Here is a 20,521-nt window from a genome sequence, read left to right as displayed (position 1 = left end):
ATATGTTAAAATATAAAAGATTAAAACTTAAAAATTTTTAGTTGCATAGTTAAAGCTATATTTGGTGAAGAAATGGATTTATTAGATTATCTAAAGTGGAGAAACGATGTTAGTCTTCATACAGCAAGTTTAAATGATATAGATAATGTTATATTGTCATACATATCATATATTGACTTTGGAGAGTTATTTGGAGAACAAGAGAAGGTTTATAGTATTGAAGATGCTTTTAAGCTTTTTTGCAAAAGATATTCCCTTGACGAATTAAGAAAAAATGCAAAGTTTAGCAAGAAAGCTCCGCTGCTTCTTGAAGAAATGGTTTCAGGAGAACGTTTTAGAGGAACTAAGATTGCATATTACGCAGATATTTTTGACAAAGAAAAAATCAAACAGTTTGCAGCTGTTGTACTAATACTTCCTGATGGTACAAATTATATTTCATTTCGTGGAACTGACAATACTATAACAGGCTGGAAAGAGGATGTTTTTATGAGTTTCACCTCAGAGATAGAAGGTGCAAAGGAAGCAGCGTGCTACCTAAATAAAGTATCTAAACATTTGGATGGAAAACTTATTTTAGGAGGTCACTCAAAAGGAGGAAACTTCGCAATGTATGCTGCTAGCTTCTGCGAGGATCACATAAAGGATAGAATCACAAAAGTATATAATAATGATGGTCCAGGCTTTAGAGATGAGGTTATACACGCTGATGGATATAAGCAGATTTCATCAAAAATCTGTAATATAGTTCCGCAGACATCTATAATAGGTCAGCTGCTTACAAATCTTGGAGAACAGAAAGTTGTAAGAAGTAACGCAACAGGTATCATTCAACATGATGCTATGACCTGGGAAGTAACAAAGGATCATTTTGTAGAAGCAGAGCTAGATGCCCTAAGCAAATTTGTAAGAACATCACTTGGGTCTTGGCTAGAAAAGATGGATGATGAAACAAGAGAATCTATTATTATGACTGTATTTTCAATGATAGAAGAGACAGAGGCAGAGACTTTTAAGGAATTTGGTGGGTCGATATTTAAAAACACCAAAATTGTGCTAAAAGAATATACGAAGCTTCCTAAATCGAAAAGAATAGAAATAATGAACGCGTTTAGCAATCTGATTCAAGCAGGAGGGGAAACTATTTTTGATAATAGACCGAGATTTCCTCGCAAAGAAAGTTAATATAAGAGTTTGCATTCAGAAAATATAATATCAGGAGAGGTTTATATGATAGCAAAAGCTGGAGATATCTATTGCGTATATAACAAGTCGCTAAAGAAATACACTGCTTGTCAAGTGACAAAGATAGATGAGAGTGGGAAGAAGCCTCAGGCTATTATTATATCACTTGATTGGGCCTCCGATGAGCTTCCTAAAGAGGAAGAACTAGCTTTGATGAAGCCACTATATATCGATTACATGTACTGGGGCGGAACTTTCAACCTGAAAAAGGTTGATGTAAACGTGCCATCAAACTATGTTTACGTTGCTAATGTTAAACCACTGAATAACGAGGATACAGGCACATATGGCGGCTGGAACAGCGGTGTTGAGATATATAATCAGTTTAAGTGGCTAAAAATTCCAAAAGAGCAAAGGGACGCCTTCAAGGCAGCAGATGCAAGTAGTGAACATGTGGAATTTGAGGGTAATAGAAGAAGACTAGGCACCCACAGTGAAAACGATAATTGGCATGATTTTGATGATGCACTGAGTCTGAGAGTCTTTCCTTGCCTATCTTCACTTACGGTTACGAAATGGCACAAAAATTTATTTGAGTATTTGAATTCGAATCCATTTATTAGAGAGCTAGTTATTGAGAATCACGGTAAATCAGGTCTTGACTTTTCGAAAACCACAATCGATAGGCTTTCTGTTGATATGACGGGACTTGAGGAGTTAATCCTAAATGACGATTTAAGCATGCTATTTTTGCTTGGAGAAGTAAAGGATGGATGCAGGATAACTTCACCTAGCTTTGGAAGTGATTTGATTTTATATTGTGATGGTTCTCTTCCTAAGATTCAGGGAATAGAAGGATTAGAAAAACTCTACATAAGAACAATAACAGAACTCGATATTGCTGATATTTTAAGAGCATATCCAAAGCTTAGAGAACTAAGGCTCTGGGGAAAACCTGGCAATCTTATTAACTTTGACAAAGTTTCGGAGTTCAGCGATTTAGAAGTCCTTACAACCATGGATCTATTCGGCTTTACAGCGGACGAAGTGCCAAAGCCAGAGAAACTACAAAAGCTATACATGCTTTGGATGGATAGCCTTCCAGAAGACGCAGCAAAGGAAGTTAAGAAGCTATACAAAAACCGCAAAAGTGAAGGCCTAGACCTTTGGATTACAAAGCCAAGAAAGGCTGAGTGGCTTGCGCAGAATCTGGAGAATCCTTTCCGCTCCTGGGATGGTGAGGAACATATCACGCCTGCAAATGCAAAAAAGGCGGCTGATATATACAGAAAGACTAGAGCTGCAATGGTAAAGCTAATTGAGGCTCCAAGTAAGGACATTGAAAAGGATGCCGAAGCCCTAGTGAGAGATTATACCGAGGGATTCAACAAGATGGACAAAAAGAAACCATTTATTGACACCGTTGAAAGAGATGAGGTATTCACAGCACTTGATGGAATACTTTCGCTGATACCTGATGAGCTTGACGTTGACAAGGATAAGCTAATAGACTTGTTTGATCAGCTAAAGGAATTTTAGTAGTATTTAAGGGGATTATGAGAAAAGAATTATCTAAGAATCAATTACAAATCATAGCAATCATAGCTATGACCATAGATCATTTGACATGGCTATTTTTCCCAGGGACTCAGAAGCTCTGGTACGTAATGGCCTTGCATGCAATAGGAAGACTTACAGCTCCAATCATGTGGTATTTTATCGCCGAGGGCTGTTACTACACCAAAAACCATGTTAAGTATATCAAAAGGCTATTTTGCTTTGCTTTGATATCACACTTTGCCTTTACTTTAGCGTTTGGAATTCCAATAATTCCATTCACAGACGGGGTATTCAATCAAACTAGCGTGATGTTTCCGCTGAGCATTGCGGCTCTTTTAATCTACATAAATAAGAAAGATGACCTAAGCCCTATCATAAAAATTATTGCTATTGTCATTGCATGTGTAGTTGCCTTTCCAGCAGACTGGTCTTCTATTGCGGTGATGGTACCGTTCTTCCTATATGAGAATAGGGGAGATTTCAAAAAACAGTCTATAGTAATGACTATCTTCGTGTGCGTATATGTTTTGATATACTTCCTATTCCTAGATAAGGCCTATGGATTGTTACAGTTCTGCACGCTTTTGACGCTTCCATTGCTTTATAGATACAAGGGATCAGTAGGCAAGTTCAAGATGAATAAATGGTTTTTCTATATCTACTTCCCAGCACACATGGCTATTGTAGGTATTTTAAGACTTGTGATATGGGGAGATATTCCTTTAGTATTCTAAGGTGAATTTTGATAAAGTGGAGAGGTACTTATGATATACACAAGCGAGATTCTAAATCAAGCCTTGCAAGAACTTGGCAGTACTGATATTAAAGAACGTAAAAAAGCATCGAGTCTATTTATGAGGGCAGCCTGCAAGGAACTTGGAACTAAAGATACAGGGACTATAAAAGAGTGGTTTGTTTTGAATGGCGAAAAATACCTTTTGACCATCAAAGCAGAAACAGATCCGGAAATTATCTGGACGAATATCTACACGCTTCAGAACTTCTGTGCAAGATACATAAAGCTGAGTCATCTTTATAAGTTTAAGTCGGAATTTATTACAGATGATGAAGTAGGCAGTTTTGAAGAGGAATGCAAGGTGTATGTCCGCTCACTACTTGGTAAAAATCAAAATTCCAAAGTGATGCAGGCTATAGCTTCGTTCTTTTGGATATATAATGAGGAGTTTGTCTGGGATATCTTTATCGAAGTATTAAAGAAGAAAAAAGATAAGCTCACCTTATCGCATATTGGAATTGCTATCAGGCAATGCGTCACTCTATCAAAGGAAGAGGAAGGTACAGAGTATATCTCAGACGGGCAGCGCAAGGCTTTGATTGAACTTCTAAAATCAAAGGATATACTGCCAAGAGAGATTGCTTTGTTAGAAAGTATGTAATTTGGTATAGAAAATGTTATTATATAACAGATAGATTAAACTAGTTAATGTATTGGAGGAGAGATATGTCATATTTTTTACCGGTATTTATGCCTGCCATACTGTGTATGGTAGTAGCAGTCATATGTTTTATTATTAAAGCCGTGAAACTGGGCACAGCTAAAGAAAAGTATAAAGGCGATTACATGCTTATCGGAATGGTTATTGGAATGAGCTTTGGTTCTTTAATTGGTATGATTATAAGTCCTAAATATGGATTATCATTGGGTCTATCCATAGGTACAACAATGGGCATGTGCATTGGTATGATAATTCATAGAAAATAAGGTTTTAGCCTAATGCCGCGCGGGAATAACAGACTATTTTATTGGAGGAGAGATATGTTACAATTCTTGCCGTTCTTTTTTTTCGGTATTCCGCTTTTGCTCTTTGGACTTGTATTTTTGTTTTTCAAAGTTTTTGGGCTAGGCGTTAATAAAGAAAATTCTAAAGGTGACTATATGCTCCCTGGAATGATTGTTGGGATGTCCATAGGCGCTTTGATAGGAATGTTTATATATCCAAAGTATGGGATAACGCTTGGTCTGTCAATTGGTTTGACAGTGGGAATGTATATAGGAATGCTTATTCCAAGGAGATAGAGATGAAGTTAAAATGCATATAGCGAAGGCTATATGAGGCATCTAAGAGGAGATTTGATAGACTTATGATTATTAATAGATATATAATAGCATATTTTCTTTTCAGTGTTTTGGGATGGGTATGGGAGAGCATCTACTGTACAGCCAAGGAAAAGAAATGGCAGAATAGGGGATTTCTATATGGTCCACTTTGTCCGATATATGGGGCAGGTGCAATTATTGGACTTCTTTATTGGGATTTAAATGCTAGTGGAATAATTCCTGACCTATCATGGCTTGGGGTATTCATTGCGGGCTTCATTGTAAGCATGATATTAGAATATCCTACCTCATATATTCTTGAGAAGAAGTTTAATGCTAGGTGGTGGGACTATACTACAGTTCCTCTAAATATTAATGGACGAACCAGTGTGCCAACTTCGATAGGATTTGGACTAGGTGCGATAGCAATAGTTGAGTTTATAATACCGCCTTTTGATGATTTTTATGACAAGATACCGCTATTTTTAATCGCAGTGCTTCCAGTTATTTTTGTTGCAATATATTCATGTGACATAACTCTTACAGTTTCGCATTTGACTAACTTCCAAAGAAATGTTGCAGAGCTAGAGGAAAGCTTCCAAAATAGGATGACGGAGAGAGTAGATAATCTATTTGAAAAGCATGGAAGAGTGTATGGAAACACGCTTAGTAGAATCGCTTCGTTTAGGATGAGCGAATCACGCAATGGCATAGCTGAGAAAATCGTAGAAGCACGACGCGAGTTAAGGAAGCTGAAAACAAATATTGAAAGCAAGTAATGATTAGTTAAAATATAAATTAAATATAGTAAGATTGGAGAGAGAACATGGAGAAAAAAAGAGGATATAGAGCATTATCATGCATACTAGCGTTTGTGATATGCATGCCGATGGTTTTTTCTGGGAAGGCATACGCTGTTGAGATACCGGATAGGAATACGGCGATGGCAGAAAACTACTGGACAGAACTAGAGGTAAGAGGAATATCAGGAGAAGGTCCAGTTCCTCTCGTGCGAGGCGCTATTTCTTTTGGTAATCTGTTTGAGAATCTGAGACTTAATGTAGCTAGGCCTGCACAAAGTGTGGGTGTTTACAAGGATTTTAATACAATAACATATGTTAACGGAGTAGATGAATTTGATAAGTATTCACGTCCAGAGCTTGTAACCAATGATGGGCCTAACGGTGACCCTAATTATCAAGATAACAGATATCATAATCCATTTAATTTTGATTTCTACAGGGACTTTATCAGGGATAGAGAACAGTTAAATGTGTATGGGGATATATCTATCAATGGAAACACTGGAGATAGAGCAATAGCCACATATAAAGTTGGTGACAAACTCAATGTAGAGATGACTTTGGATTTGAGCAATCTCTATAAGTGGGAAATAACAAGATATTGGCAGATTATTAATGGACCTAATTCTGGAAAGAACTGGCAAACATATGGAACAGATGGACATGTTGGATCTCATTCAGCTGTATACTTTAAATTGCGTTTACCAGAGGGGATAGGTATACCGTATAATTACAATAAAGAAGATGATACATACGAGACGGCTGTAAAATACAGCATCGAAGGCTTCCCCGATATTCGTGGGCATATTGTATTTGATAGTGAAAAAGATGGTGGTGGAGAGATCAGTATTCCTATTTCACCTAGACTAGGTAAAATGAGAACTATGCCGGTTAAGGATTACTTTAACTATTTAAAAAGAATTGGTGTAGTAAAGGTGAAAATGGAAGGGCTTGTGATAAAATCAGATGTACCTAAAAACGAAAACCTAACATTTGAAGGAATCATTACAGGCAATAAAAGTACAGCATTTTTCCCAACAAGTGTTAATAATATAATTCCAAGATATGAGGGAAATCATGATAACTATGTATATACTAGCCAATTTTTTGCAGCCAAGCAAAGTAATATAGGTAGGGATAAGGCCGCCCAGCCAGATAAACCAAATCTTATGTCTTTTACATTCCAGGTAAAAAACCCAGGCGTACAAGAAGAACCTATACCTGATAGTGTGAAAAGAATTGCTGGTGATGATAGGTACCAGACTTCACTTAGGATAGGACGTGAGCTAAAGAAAGTCATGAAGGTAAAAAACTTTAATGCTGTGGTTGTTGCCAATGGAGATAATTATGCAGATGCACTTTCAGGAGCCTACCTTGCAAAGGTTAAGAATGCACCACTGATATTGGTCAACAAAAATAATGTGAATCAAGCGCTGAACTTCATATACGATCATCTTAAGCATGTGAAAAAGGGACAAGCTAAGAGCACAGTTTACCTACTAGGAGAATCTGATGTAGTTCCAGAAGTTATGAGAACAGAACTTGAGAGCTCCTTTGATATAAAGAGGATAGCAGGACCTGACCGTTTTGATACAAATTTAGCAATATTAAAGGAAGCTGGAGTAAATAATGAGGAAATACTTGTTTGTTCAGGTTTAGGATTTGCAGATAGTCTAGCAGCTTCAGCAACGGGACGTCCTATACTGCTTGTAGGAAAGACACTTTCGCCAAAGCAGATGGCATACCTAAAGAGTATAAAATCAAGAAATTATACTCTCATCGGTGACAGTGGCCCAGTTAGCAATGCTGTAGAAACTAGCCTAAAATCCATCGGAAAAACTCAAAGAATTTATGGTGATGATAGGTATGAGACTTCTGTAGCTGTAGCAAAGCACTTCTTTAAGAATCCAAAAACAGCAGTTATTGGATATGGAGATAACTTCCCAGATGGACTTTGCGGAGGAGTATTAGCAGAGAAGCTTGGAGCTCCACTCCTTCTGATAAATTCAAGAAATGCAGATTTTGCAAAGCAGTATGTTAGGGAAAATTCAATAAAATCACAGATTGTACTTGGAGATAGCGACCTTATTTCAAATAAGACGGTTAATTACATAGTTAAATAAGAAGCAAACAAAAGGACCACTCATGCGAGTGGTCCGAATTTGTTTTTGATAAGTCTTTGAACTAGTTAAAGTCGTCAAACTTGTTCATTATTCCTTTGATCTCAGATACATTACCCATAATGGATGTTAGGCCGGAGTTCTTTATTTTTTGGACGAAGTCATTCGAGTAATTTCCGTGTACCTGTTCGTTGTTTGCCCCTCTTATACTTGAGCTTTCTAGTCCATTACGACGCTCTAGATAGTCATCGACCATGGACATATTGCTCATCTCGTTAGAGGTTTCTTTTTCGTAGGTGTGACGTGCCCCAGAGTTTCTATACTTTGAATACATTAAAGCAAAGAATATAATTGCTGGAGCCATTAGGGCAAAGCGATATGGGCTCTCCACATTAAATGGATTGCGTCCTAGAGTTACTGCAAGGAATATACCTAGTACTTCTAGTATGATTGATACAATCCAAAGCTTGGTCATGTTGATAGGAACACTTCCCATAGTTTCCTTAGTTCTAGCGTTTACAGCTACATAGTGGAGAAGTTTCTTACTTCCCTTAACCTGCATGTAGCTATAGAGCCATACTGGTAGGTAGGCAGCCTTCCATGATTCACCCTTTACTGTAAAGTTATCATCTTCCCATGCAACTCCTCTATCATAGTCTGACAAGGTTTGGTTTGCCGCTATTCTAGCGATATCATTTGCCTGAGTATGAACTGTGTTTCTAATCTGATCAATGTTTACATCACGCTTTTCTGATGTGTAGCCGCGTAGATAATTTGCATTGTATTCTACGCAGTTTTCTGTATCAAAAGGCATTATCGAGTTGATGATGTTAGTTGTCTTTTCCTTTGACGCAACGTTTAGCTTATCTGCGCTTGACTCGATTGTGAGGTCATCTATAGTTATATCAAAGTCACGCTCAACATGGTATGCATCTGCATCATAGCGCTTTTCCTCATCATCGCCCCTCTTTACAGTGTACTCTCTAACGAGAACTTCTCCTGTTCCTGAAAGGTGTGAATGTCCGTTGATATCAACGACCATATATGGGAAGTAAACACCGCAGATGTTGTTTGTCGTAAATTCCCTGGTAAAGGTAGGGTGAGCAAAGAACTTCCTCTTTCCAACAAAATCCTTTATCTTAGCCTGAGCCTCTGCCTTTGATACGCTAAATGGAAGCACCATATCTGGAATAGCTCCATTAGGTATGCATGAATTGATAGATAGCATGTTTCTGCACCAGTGGCATCTAGCCTGAGGTGCTGAAGCAGTATCTATGACTACTTCTGCTCCACAGCTCTGGCACTTAAGAGTCATAATATCCTTTGCGTCAGCTGCTATGTCGGAAGCTCCCTTTGATAGCTTAACGCCCTCTAGTTCTGAGATGTTACCATCATCCTCTGTGAACTCTGGTTCGAAGATGTGTCTACAGAAGTTACATCTGAGCTTACCTGTCTTTGGGTTTAGCTCTATGTCGGTGGAACCACACTTAGGACATTTGATTTGGCCGTCGTGACGTTCCTCCTCGGCTTCTGTTACCTTAGCATCGGCCTGGCCCATGCCATCGTTAACAAGATTTTCTTCAAAAGTTCTATCTTCCATTAGTTTGTCTCCTTGGATATGTACAGGCGATTTACACATAGTAATCCGCCTGTGTTTTGTTAATTTTAAAAGTCGTTATCAATAGTTGAATCTTCATCAGACTCAACAAAAGCCTCTGTGGCAACTGCAGCTATGCCTCCTAAGATTATGAGTACGGCACCAACTAAGCCTAAATAAAAAGCTATACCATATGTGATTTGTATATTAGAAGTTAGGTTTATTGACTTTATTAAACTTTCTTCAATTAAGCCAACAATTACCCAAAGTATGCATTGAATCGCTCCTAATATGATTACTGGAATCTTCTTCTTAAGTATGATCGCTAGAGTAGCGCTAGCAGGGGCTAACATGAAAATTAAAGCTAGTAATTCATTGCCTCTTGAGCGATAGTCATCGTAGATTGATTCAGCGTCGACTATCGACAAAGCAGAGTAGCTCATCTCATATATAGGAAGGAATATTGCAATGATACTTAGTACTGCACCTATGAAAACAATTGTCTGTATAATCTTGTCCTTATACATATAGTTTATCCTTTTACAAAGTGCTCAGTGCTATATACTAAAGTCCTAGAAGCTGCATTTTTATTCTGTCAAACTCTTCCTGTGAGAGTACTCCTGCATCAAGAAGCTTCTTCATCTCGATTAGCTTTGCAGTTGTATCTTGCATCTGAGGCTGCTCTGGCTGAGCCTGCTGTGGCTGCTGCTGGTACTGTGCTTGCTGGTCATATCCCTGCTGAGGAGCCTGCTGATACTGTTGCTGTGGCTGCTGTCCAAAGTTTGGATGATATGAGCTTGGATTGTTAGGCTGCTGTACTCCGTTCATTACATTTCCGGCTGCACCAACACCCATTCCCATGAATGCCATTCCTGAACCACCACCGTTTTCTCCAGCTGCCTGAAGACCTCTTGCAACAGACTGCTGCATGAAGGAATTACCACGAGCGCCAGCAAGTGCATCAGCACGCTTAACGTCCTTAAGCATTTCCTTAGTATCTTCATCGTATTCGATGGATAGGATAGCAGTCTTTACGATTTCAAGACCTCTGTCCTGTCTCCACTGATATGCACCGTCAACAGCACTAGATAGTGACTGCGCAAAACCGATCTGGTCTGACTGAATCTTGGTGATACGGTTTCCCTTTGATGGGTCGTTAGTATACATTGAGAATGCTGCTGATAGACAACCTACAACCTCGTTGAAAAGCTGTTCTCCAGCTGGATTATCCATATCTGAGAAATCAAACTGAGGAGCATTCGGTAATAGGTATTCTACAGGGACAAAGTTCTTTACGAACAAAATAGGATCAACAATCTTTAGTGTATATGTGCCTCGTGTAATCGCACCAACCTGTGTTCCAAAGTATGCGTCATCCCAGTAAATCTCTGACTGTGTGCCGAACCTGTTGTTTGGAATTTCCTTTAGGTTAACATAGAATACTAGCTGCTGAGCTGCAGGTATTCCGCCAAACTTAAATCTTTCCCATGACTGCTTAACGATGGAATCGATGATTCCGTCTCCAGCAAAGATTGACTTAGAGTTTACTGAATCAGTTGTGAACTCGTATCCACCTGGTTCTGTGATTATACCTGTAATAGCACCATCCTGAACAGTGATAAGAGCTACTCCCTCAGGAACGATAATCTTGCTTCCGTTAGAAATTACATTTATGCTACCCTTAGTGTTTTCGCCTCTACCGTTGTTTGTTCCCATTGGAACTCCTGGAAATACACCAGCAGTAGCTGATACGCCTGGCATAGGACCATAAAAGTCCTTCCACTGATCTGCAAATGTGCCTCCTACAGCACCCTTAATTGCTTGAATAAATCCCATGATTATTCCTCCTAAATATTTGAATTACGTTAACTTCTATGTTTTGTGAGTTCTAAATCCACAATCCCACTATTATTACTATTATATTATCAAATCGGGCAAAATAAAAGCATATTAATTTCAAATCTTTAATCATACTATGGGAAAATACATAGATGCATCTGTTTTCAATAAAGGGGAAATATATGAAAAAATCCCCTTAACTCTGTATATTTGTATGCTTATCAAAGCAACTCATGCCTTGGAAATAAATTATATGCAATTTATTTGTGCACATTTTGATTATTTATAGCTATAAATGGATATAATATAGGTAACAATGTATCAAATAATTCTGGGGGCTTCTTTAAATGAGCTCCAAATGGAGGTTTAAACTATGAATAGAGTAGATAATATAATCATCGGCTTCGGTAAGGCCGGAAAGACACTAGCAGGATATCTAGGAAGCAAGGGCGAGAAGACCGTTTTGGTAGAGAAGTCACCTTTGATGTACGGAGGAACTTGCATCAATGTGGGCTGCATTCCGTCAAAGTTTCTCGCAACCAGTGCTGACCGAAAGGCATATAGCCAGCTAGGAGATGAGGAGTACTACAAGCAGGCGGTCGAAAACAAGAAGGCTTTGATATCAAAGCTAAATAAAGCAAACTATGACAAGGTCGCAGGAGTTCCTAATGTAGAGGTTATAGATGGTCTTGCATCTTTCAAGGATGAGCATACTGTAAGTATCAAAACTGAATCAGGCGTTCAGGAGCTTTATGCTGAGAGAATTTTCATAAACACAGGCACGACACCTTTTGTTCCTGAAACCGAAGGTCTAGAGATTAAAGGCAGAATTCACACAAGCGAGACCATAATGAACCTTGAGGAATTCCCACGCAGCCTAGCAATATCAGGAAGTGGATTCATCGGTCTTGAATTTGCTGCAAGCTACGCAAAGTTTGGAACGAAGGTAACTATCATAGATAGGGGAAGCAAGGTTCTTCCAAGAGAGGACGAAGATGTTGCAAACGCAGTATTTGAAGCATATAAGGGTCTTGGAATTGAGTTTATCTTTGATGCAAATATAGAAAAGGTAGAGCAGAATGAAAGTGAAGTTAAAATCTCATACTCATCAAAAGGTGAAGCACATGAGCTTAGCGCAGAAGCTTTCCTAGTTGCGACAGGCAGAAAGGCGAATGTCGAAGGTCTAAATCTTGAAGCTGCAGGAATTGAGACATCAGAAAGAGGATTTATTAATGTAAATGAGCATCTGCAGACCAATAAGCCACATATCTTTGCAATGGGAGATATAAATGGCGGACCACAGTTCACCTATGTTTCGCTAGACGATTTCCGAATCGTGAAAAGCTTCCTAGAAAGCAATGGTAGCTATACTAGAGAAAACAGACAGCCTATTGCATTTTCAGCCTTCCTACATCCAACATTCTCAAAGGTAGGATTAGGAGAAAATGAGGCCATCAAAGCAGGATATAAGATAAAGGTCGCAAGCCTTCCAGTAAGTGCAATTCCAAAGGCAAAGATTCTTGGAGATCAGACAGGTCTATATAAGGCAATAGTGGATGCTGACACGGACAAGATTCTCGGCGTCGTTCTATACGGTGAGGAATCACATGAAGTTATAAACACTGTGGTTTCAACCATGCTTGCAAATCAGCCATATACAGTGCTAGCAAATCAGATTTTCACACATCCAACCATGGCAGAGGCGCTAAACGACCTATTTGGCTTGATAAAATAAACCTCATAAGGGAGGAATACTATGAACAAAAAAGTAGATAACATTATAATCGGCTTCGGTAAAGCCGGTAAAATACTAGCAAACTACCTCGGCGACAAGGGTGAAAAGACCATTCTAGTAGAGAAATCGCATGAAATGTGTGGAGGTGGATATATAAACTATGGATGCTTTCCATCAAAGTTCCTCGCTGGCAGGGCATACAAAAAGCCGGAAGGGGAAATGAAGGACGAGGAGTACTACAGAAATTCTGTAGAAACCAAGGATGAGCTCATCGAGGAGCTAAATCAGGAAAACTACGAAGAGGTAATTAGCAATAATGTAGAGGTTATCTTTGGACTTGCCTCTTTTAAGGATGAGCACACTGTAAATATCAAAACTGCTGAAGAGGAGTGCGATGTTTATACTGAGCGTGTTTTCATAAATACGGGAGCCTCTCCTTTTGTTCCTCCAATAGAGGGACTCAAAATCGAGAAGAGGATTCACACAAATGAAACCTTAATGGATCTCGAAGAATACCCTGAGACTCTCGCAATCCTTGGAGGAGGAATCATTGGACTTGAGTTTGCAGCAACCTATGCAAAGTTTGGATCAAAGGTAACAGTCATTGACAAGGCCAGCAGGCTTCTTCCAAAAGAGGATGCTGACGTTGCTGAAGAGGTTTTTAAGTCATACAAGGACCTCGGTGTTGACTTTGTCTTTGATGCAGATGTTAGTAAGGTGGAGCAGGACGAGAGTTCAGTCCACATTTTATACTCATCAAATGGAGAAAAAGGTGAGCTCAGAGCAAACGACTTTCTCGTTGCGACGGGAAGAAAGCCAAATGTTGAAGAGCTAAAGCTTGAAAACGCTGGGATAGAAAGCTCAGATAGAGGCTTTATAAACGTAAACAAGCATCTTCAGACCAATAAACCACATATCTTTGCAATAGGAGATGTAAATGGCGGTCCGCAGTTCACATATGTGTCCCTAGACGACTACAGAATCGTAAGAAGCTATCTAGAGGACAATGGTAGGTATTCTAGAGAAAACAGGCAGCCTATGGCTAATGCAGCCTTCCTGCATCCGACATTCTCAAAGGTTGGCCTTACAGAAACTGAGGCTCTAGAGGCAGGGTATAACATCAAGGTATCAAAGCTTTCTGCTTCAGATATAATCAGAGCAAAGATTCTCGGTAATACAGCAGGTATTTATAAAGCTGTTGTCGATGCCGATACAAAGCAGATTCTTGGCGTAGTTCTATTTGGCGAGGACTCACACGAGGTAATAAATTTAGTTGTCATGGCGATGATAATGAAGCAGCCATACACAATGCTAGCAAATCATATGTTTACGCATCCTTCGATGGCAGAAGCGCTCAATGATTTGTTTAGTATGATATAATTTAATAAGTAAATATCTTTGATTTGTGACTTCTAGTGGATGCTAGAAGTCACTTAGCGATTTTGAGGGATAAAGAAAGAATTAGAGGTGTAAAATGCAAGCGATTGCAAAACTTTTTCCCGTGTTTTTCGTCCTTTTGATGGGGCTATGCGCGAGAAAAAGGAACTGGATTAGCCATGAGCAAAATGATGGGATAAAGTCACTGGCTCTAGGAATATTATTTCCATTTTTGATTTACAATATAGTGGCGGATGCGAGTCTAGATAAGCAAATAGGCGTAGAGATAGTTTATCTTATAGGTATTTGGGTTTTGGTATATTTCCTAGGAAGGATTTTCTGCAGGATAATGCCTAAAGAACTATCTGAGCTTTCTCCGTTTTTACTTTTGACATGTGAAGGCGGAGCTGTTGCGCTTCCGCTATACATAAGCGTGGTGGGCTCGGCATACGCGGTAAACCTCATTCCTTTTGATCTAGCGGGAATACTGGTTAACTTCATATTCGTGCCTACAGTGCTACAGCTTAAGCAAAGCAATAAATTTCAGCTTTTACCACTCATCAAAAATGTGGTGTCGGCGCCCTTTGTAATAGCAGCTGTTCTAGGCTTTATTACAAATTTAACGGGGCTTCAGGACATGCTTTTGAAAAATGAGATATTCGGGCCTCTTTACGAGAATACAATAGCTACGCTTACAGCGCCTATTGCAGCTTTGATTTTGTTCAGCCTTGGATATAGCATCAATTTAAAGAAATCCTACCTAATGCCACTTGTTAAGCTAGCAGGTATAAGGATTTTATTCTGCACAGGTATTATAGCTTCGTTCTTTTTACTCTTTCCATCAAAGATGGCAAATCCAATATTCTCATTCGGCGTGCTGCTGTACTTCTACTGTCCAACGGGATTTCCAGTACCGCTACAGATAAAGGATATTTTGGATAACGAGGAAAAAGAGGAATTTGTTTCAGCCTTCATTTCGATGTTCCTATTGATTGCGCTGGCTGTATATGTTGCTTTGAATTTCTACTTTAGAGGAATGTTTTAAAAGCGGGTAAATCCTAAGAAAGAGGAGAATTATGGAAAATAATAAGTGGCCAGGAAAGCCTGGTGTAATACCGGTGACTAGTGGTAAGGCAGATGATGCCAATGTATATAATCGTGCCTTCCTTGATGGAATACATGTAGAAATGCGTGTGATAGATAGCACAGAGGTGAATACTGAGGTTGAGTTTTTCGGAAAGAAGTACGCTTCTCCAATAATGACACCGGCGTTTTCTCACCTTAACAAGGTTATGGATAATGGCCAAACCCCTATGGAGGAATACAGCCTAGCAGCTAAGGAAATGCAGACGCTGAACTGGGTTGGCATGGAGGATGACGAGAGCTATCTTTCTATCATTGAACAAAATGCGGACACCGTTCGTATAATTAAGCCATTTGCTGATAAGACAAAGATACTATCAGAGATTGACTTTGCGGTAAAATGCGGTAGCACGGCAGTAGGAGTTGACATAGATCACGTGCCAGGAACAAATGGCAAATACGATGTCGTAGACGGTTTTCCTATGGGAATGGTAAGCCTCCAGGATCTAAAGGATTATGTGAGCTATTCAAAGCTTCCTTTCGTAGCAAAGGGAGTTCTATCGGTTCAAGATGCACTAAAGGCTAAGGAAGCTGGATGCGCTGCAATAGTTGTTTCTCATCACCATGGTAGACTTCCGTTTGCAATCGCACCACTGCAGGTTCTGCCTTTGATAAAGGATGCGCTAGGTGATTCTGACATGAAAATTTTTGTAGACTGCGGAATGGATACGGGTTATGATGCATATAAGGCCCTTGCTCTTGGTGCAGATGGCGTTTCGGTAGGAAGAGGAATACTCTCGCCGCTTCTAAAAGAGGGTAAGGACGGCGTAGTTAAGAAGATGAAGAAGATGAATGAAGAACTTCAGGAAATGATGATGTACACCGGAGTGAAGGATGTTAAGCACTTTGATAAAACCGTACTTCATTACTAATTAGAATCTAGCTCATGCTTTTGCGAGGCGATAACTTTGACTAAGAAGCACAGAAATAAATCGGCAAATAAATATAATCATAAATCAAAAGGTGGAAGACGGTCGCTTTTAGTGACCCTTCTACCTTTAATTTTTTGCGTTATCTTTGTAGCTGCATTTATCTTTGTAGTTTTAACAGATGTGCATCTGCCTATTTTTGAGAAAGACTTAGCAAGTAGCTCAGGAGAGGGAGAGAGTTTCCCGGAATATAAGGGCGAGACGGTATCAGCTGAACAGGGTGAAAGCTTCGTGTACGATAAAGAAAGCGGGAGCGTTTCATGCGGTACATATCGCTTTGATGAAAAGGCTAAGCCGTACACGGTTATCGGAAATGGCAGCGCGCATGTGTATAACCTGATATTTACATCAAAGGATGGTATCTATATTTACAACCAGATTAAGAAAAAACAAGTCCGTATTGGGAAGAACCCCTTTGAAGGGAGGCTCGAAGTCTTGTCAAAGAGTGTTTTTAACGATAATGAAAACCTATATTTTCTAAGAGCATACGAAAGAGATTGGATAAATAGGAGATGGCTATCAGGTTATACTAGAGTGTTTTTATATTCATGGGATACTGAAGTAGTCTCTTTGGGAAGCAAGGATGGCTGGGAAAAGTTAAAAGACTTAGGAGAGACGACGGGCTCTATATGGAGAAAAAACGGAAAGTACTATTACTTTGATGAGCTCGGAAACTCCCAAGGCGTGTATGACACTGTATTTGAAATTAGAGATGATGTGGCTCTTGAAGAGCTTACTGATTCTAAGAATGATATTGATGGAGATAAGATTTCAAAGATGCAAGCGGGTAATAAGCTGAAGCCTGTTTCTGGAAGGGTAGTACTTAAGGCAAGCGTCAGATACCGTGGATATTTTCTTATTATCATGTTCTTTTCTCCTTTTATCCTTGCGCTAGGAATTTATACGAGCCGCCGCAGATACAAATACCGGGAAAAGACGTAAAAAAATGTAGAAAAATGGATTAAAACTGATATAATATTGAGTCAGAGAGAATTTTAGGAGGTTAAGATGGAAAAGAAAAGAATTGATTGGATTGGATTACTCTTTGGCGTTATCTGGTTTGTCGCATCACTGATTATTCTAATCATGTACTTTACAGGAAGCCTAAACGGAAGCTTTTCAGTACCAAGAATCATAGCTTGGGTATATGATTTGCTAGGAGTAGTTCCAGGTGCACTCATTCAAATGGTGCTTAGTGCTTTGCTGATCTTATTTAGTGTAAGAAGAAAGTAATCATACATTTATAGTGATAATTATTAATCAATTTGTAATTAAAACTGCGTGCAAAATAGTGCGCAGTTTTTTACATTAAATCATCTGTCATTTTGAATATATCGCTACTTTTTCACACAAATTGCTGTGATAGTGTGGAATTTAATATAATTATATACATTTGTATAAAAATTATTAAATTTAGTGTGTTTTACTTGATTACAGATGGTGAATAATATATATTGATATAGAGATGTTAATATCGCTAGAGCTTTGCCAGCGATATGATTAAAAGGGGAGGGATAAAGTGAAAATTACTAAGAAATTTATTGCTTTGATAGCAGTAATAGCAGTTACACTTGGGCTTTTTTCAAATATTGATGATGCAAGTGCAACTACATCTAAAGATGGTTATAACATAACCGTTTCAAACATTCAGGTTTCGCCAGGTCAGGTAGACGTTGGTTCGCTTGCTTCACTAAAGTTCGATTTTAATATCGAAACACAGTCAGGTAACGCAATGAAGCCAGGAGATACGATCAATCTTTCTACAAATATTGGAACGATGTTCGGAAGTCTCCCAAGCTCAGAGATTGCAATTTTCTCTGATAATGGACAGCAGATTGCTACAGCAGTAGTTACAGGTACAGAGGTCAAGATTACACTAGGTGCTGATTTCCCAGCAGACAGAAACTTCTTGACAGGAAGTATCTATACGGGAGCACGCCTAAAGGCTCTAGATAACGGAGCAACAGATGGAAATCCTGTGACTAAGGCTCTTACAATCGAAGATGCAAATGCAAACGTAACATTTAAGGTTAAAGCTGCAGCTCCTGGAACAGGAACTGGTGGAATTGGTCCAAGTCCAGGTGCTAGAACAATCAACAACAGATTGATAGAGAAGCAGGGATGGACATCTGGATACGATACAGCACACATCAAGCTAATCGGAAACCAGTTAGGTTCGCTCAGACTTTTCAACACATATAACAATATCGATAACACTTTTGGAACATATCAGGAGCAGACAAATTTGATGCTCGTAGATAAGATTCCGCATAATGGTGTAATTGATATCGATACAATTTCATTTACGGCTGTTAGATATAACTGGGCTGAGGTTCCAGCAGGTGGAAACCCACACTATGCACAAGCAGCTGCGGGAGCAATAATGCCTGTTGAATCAGGAAGTAACTGGCTTCCTGTATCACAGTATTTCACGCAGATTACGCAGAGCTCTTCAGATACATACGATAGCTTCTATGCTAAGATTAAGGCTCAGAAGCTAAGCTATGGTGTGTTTAGAGACCCAGCGACAGGTGGAGATACTTTCATAGCTAATCTATCAAATGATTCACTTAAGTACACTGACCTAGAACCAAATCTAGGTGGTATGAACAAGATTAAAGACATCTATGGTCCAAACGGACCTTCACAGGGTAACATAGTTACATTCTTTGCTGAGTTCGACACTCACTATCCAGAAATCACAGGACTAGAGAACGTAACTAACAAGGGTGAGATTTCATCAGATCAGGCAAGCGATAATGCTTCAGTTACTTACACAATTGATAAGTCTGCGGGAAGCGCAACAGTAGCAGCAGGAACAATTCGTGTAAAGGTTGTAGATGAGATTGACAACACAACTCCTATAAAGGGAGCTGAGTTTAAGATTCAGACAAAGCTAAACGGCAAGTGGTCAGATTACTACATCAGAGGCCGTAAGGCAATCGCAAAGTCAAATGCAAGTGGAGAAGCTGTTATCACAGGCCTATCAAGAGGCGACTATCGTCTAGTTCAGACATCAGCACCAGGGGCATATAAGTTTGATAACAATGTATTTAAGCCAAACCCAGCATATACAACATCAGGTTCACTAAATGCAACTGAGGGAACATTCTCAATTCAGAATGCAACGCAGCCAGGATTCTCAGCAATCGTGCCAAACTACCAGAAGGTAGATGCAAAGATCAAAGGAAGCAAGGAATATGTTGATCAGGATAATACAGCTCTAACAATACCTGCAAATACATTTGAGGTAACACTAGCTCAGATTCCAACTGAAACATATGATGGTGTAACAATGCCACAGGCTCTTACAGAAGCTGTAGGAACAGACGGAAGCTTTGAATTTGACAAGATTGAGTTCAAGAAGCCAGGAACATATAAGTTCAAGGTTTCAGAGAACAGAGCAAATCCTCTAGCAGGCGTGGTATATGATACTACAGAGAAGGAAGTAACTGTTACAGTAACAAATGATAACGGAACACTTAAGGCTGTAGTAAATAGCGAGCCAGCATTTAAGAATGTATTCAACTATACAACTGCAAACTTCAAGGTTAAGAAGGCTTTGACAGGAGATCAGGCCCCTACGGCAGAAGAGTTCAAGTTTGAGCTTAGCGCGGTAGGAACAACTGCAGTAGGTGTAAACGATGTTCCAATGCCTGCAGGTTCAGTACTTGATAAGAAGGTTATTTCAGTAAATGGCGCAGGTGATGTAGACTTTGGCGATATCAAGTTTGAGGCAGTTGGTAAGTACACATACAAGGTAGTTGAGCTTAATACAAATGCACTTAACTACACATATGACGCAGCAGAGTACACAGTTATTGTTGATGTAACTACTGATGCTGATAACAAGCTTGTTGCAACTGTAGATATCCAGAAGGATGCTGCAGCAGCTAATGATATTGAGTTCACAAACAAATATGAGGTGCCAGTTGTACCCGTTGCACCAGTTGCACCAGCAAATCCTACAGCACCAAAGACATCAAACAAGCCTAACACAGGTGATGATGCAGGAAACCTAATCATGATGCTCAGCATGTTTGCTGCTTCAGCAGGTCTCCTTGGAGCAGTTAGCTACAAGAGAAAGCTAAATAAGTAGAACTATTTCCTAGTAGCAGAGGCGAAAGGAAGAAGTAAATGTAAATCAAAGCACTTCGATATGTTCGGAGTGCTT

Annotated in this window: 17 protein-coding genes and 1 pseudogene; 15 read left to right on the top strand and 3 right to left on the bottom strand. The window is 39.3% G+C overall.

What is annotated here, in order from left to right:
- Positions 1-72: 72 nt before the first annotated feature.
- From ADJ67_06760 to ADJ67_06725, 8 genes are all read left to right on the top strand, one after another.
- Complete coding sequence (locus tag ADJ67_06760; protein ID AKT47363.1) at positions 73-1,185, top strand: hypothetical protein; 1,113 nt, start codon at positions 73-75, stop codon at positions 1,183-1,185.
- A gap of 45 nt (positions 1,186-1,230) precedes the next feature.
- Complete coding sequence (locus ADJ67_06755) at positions 1,231-2,724, top strand: gliding motility protein (protein ID AKT47362.1); 1,494 nt, start codon at positions 1,231-1,233, stop codon at positions 2,722-2,724.
- A 17-nt stretch (positions 2,725-2,741) separates the two neighbouring features.
- Positions 2,742-3,479: a conjugal transfer protein TraX gene (locus ADJ67_06750; GenBank protein ID AKT47361.1), complete on the top strand. Its 738-nt coding sequence runs from the start codon at positions 2,742-2,744 to the stop codon at positions 3,477-3,479.
- 30 nt (positions 3,480-3,509) lie between these two features.
- On the top strand, positions 3,510-4,142 hold the full coding sequence (locus ADJ67_06745; GenBank protein ID AKT47360.1) for a hypothetical protein: 633 nt from the start codon (positions 3,510-3,512) through the stop codon (positions 4,140-4,142).
- A gap of 65 nt (positions 4,143-4,207) precedes the next feature.
- Positions 4,208-4,468, top strand: a complete 261-nt coding sequence (locus tag ADJ67_06740) for a hypothetical protein (protein AKT47359.1) — start codon at positions 4,208-4,210, stop codon at positions 4,466-4,468.
- 54 nt (positions 4,469-4,522) lie between these two features.
- Positions 4,523-4,783, top strand: coding sequence for a hypothetical protein (locus ADJ67_06735; GenBank protein AKT47358.1), 261 nt, complete (start codon positions 4,523-4,525; stop codon positions 4,781-4,783).
- A gap of 65 nt (positions 4,784-4,848) precedes the next feature.
- The gene (locus tag ADJ67_06730) at positions 4,849-5,583 is read left to right on the top strand and encodes a membrane protein (protein ID AKT47357.1); all 735 of its coding nucleotides are present in this window, start codon (positions 4,849-4,851) and stop codon (positions 5,581-5,583) included.
- 47 nt (positions 5,584-5,630) lie between these two features.
- Positions 5,631-7,730, top strand: coding sequence for a hypothetical protein (locus ADJ67_06725; GenBank protein AKT47356.1), 2,100 nt, complete (start codon positions 5,631-5,633; stop codon positions 7,728-7,730).
- A gap of 61 nt (positions 7,731-7,791) precedes the next feature.
- Here ADJ67_06725 and ADJ67_06720 read toward each other — a convergent pair whose 3' ends face one another.
- The 3 genes from ADJ67_06720 to ADJ67_06710 all read right to left on the bottom strand — a co-directional run bounded on the left by ADJ67_06720 (position 7,792) and on the right by ADJ67_06710 (position 11,160).
- Complete coding sequence (locus ADJ67_06720; GenBank protein ID AKT47703.1) at positions 7,792-9,285, bottom strand: hypothetical protein; 1,494 nt, start codon at positions 9,283-9,285, stop codon at positions 7,792-7,794.
- A 107-nt stretch (positions 9,286-9,392) separates the two neighbouring features.
- On the bottom strand, positions 9,393-9,851 hold the full coding sequence (locus ADJ67_06715; GenBank protein ID AKT47355.1) for a hypothetical protein: 459 nt from the start codon (positions 9,849-9,851) through the stop codon (positions 9,393-9,395).
- Positions 9,852-9,888: 37 nt separating this feature from the next.
- Positions 9,889-11,160 (bottom strand): virion core protein (lumpy skin disease virus), encoded by a 1,272-nt coding sequence (locus ADJ67_06710; protein AKT47354.1) that lies wholly within the window; start codon positions 11,158-11,160, stop codon positions 9,889-9,891.
- Between the two features lie 376 nt (positions 11,161-11,536).
- Here ADJ67_06710 and ADJ67_06705 point away from each other — a divergent pair, with 376 nt between their 5' ends.
- From ADJ67_06705 to ADJ67_06675, 7 genes and pseudogenes are all read left to right on the top strand, one after another.
- A complete protein-coding gene (locus tag ADJ67_06705) occupies positions 11,537-12,898 on the top strand; it encodes a pyridine nucleotide-disulfide oxidoreductase (GenBank protein AKT47353.1) in 1,362 nt (453 codons plus the stop codon).
- A 21-nt stretch (positions 12,899-12,919) separates the two neighbouring features.
- The gene (locus ADJ67_06700) at positions 12,920-14,278 is read left to right on the top strand and encodes a pyridine nucleotide-disulfide oxidoreductase (GenBank protein AKT47352.1); all 1,359 of its coding nucleotides are present in this window, start codon (positions 12,920-12,922) and stop codon (positions 14,276-14,278) included.
- A gap of 94 nt (positions 14,279-14,372) precedes the next feature.
- Positions 14,373-15,320, top strand: coding sequence for a transporter (locus ADJ67_06695; GenBank protein ID AKT47351.1), 948 nt, complete (start codon positions 14,373-14,375; stop codon positions 15,318-15,320).
- A gap of 31 nt (positions 15,321-15,351) precedes the next feature.
- Positions 15,352-16,290: a glycolate oxidase gene (locus ADJ67_06690; GenBank protein AKT47350.1), complete on the top strand. Its 939-nt coding sequence runs from the start codon at positions 15,352-15,354 to the stop codon at positions 16,288-16,290.
- 255 nt (positions 16,291-16,545) lie between these two features.
- A pseudogene (locus ADJ67_06685) lies at positions 16,546-17,289 on the top strand (hypothetical protein).
- A 66-nt stretch (positions 17,290-17,355) separates the two neighbouring features.
- Positions 17,356-17,580 (top strand): hypothetical protein, encoded by a 225-nt coding sequence (locus ADJ67_06680; protein ID AKT47349.1) that lies wholly within the window; start codon positions 17,356-17,358, stop codon positions 17,578-17,580.
- A 286-nt stretch (positions 17,581-17,866) separates the two neighbouring features.
- Complete coding sequence (locus ADJ67_06675) at positions 17,867-20,446, top strand: hypothetical protein (protein ID AKT47348.1); 2,580 nt, start codon at positions 17,867-17,869, stop codon at positions 20,444-20,446.
- Positions 20,447-20,521: the final 75 nt, after the last annotated feature.

Origin of the sequence: Eubacterium sulci ATCC 35585 (genome assembly GCA_001189495.1) — a bacterium.
Lineage (GTDB): Bacteria > Bacillota > Clostridia > Peptostreptococcales > Anaerovoracaceae > Eubacterium_B > Eubacterium_B sulci.
Note: the sequence above shows the minus strand (reverse complement) of the source record. Positions and strands in the feature narration are given on the sequence as shown.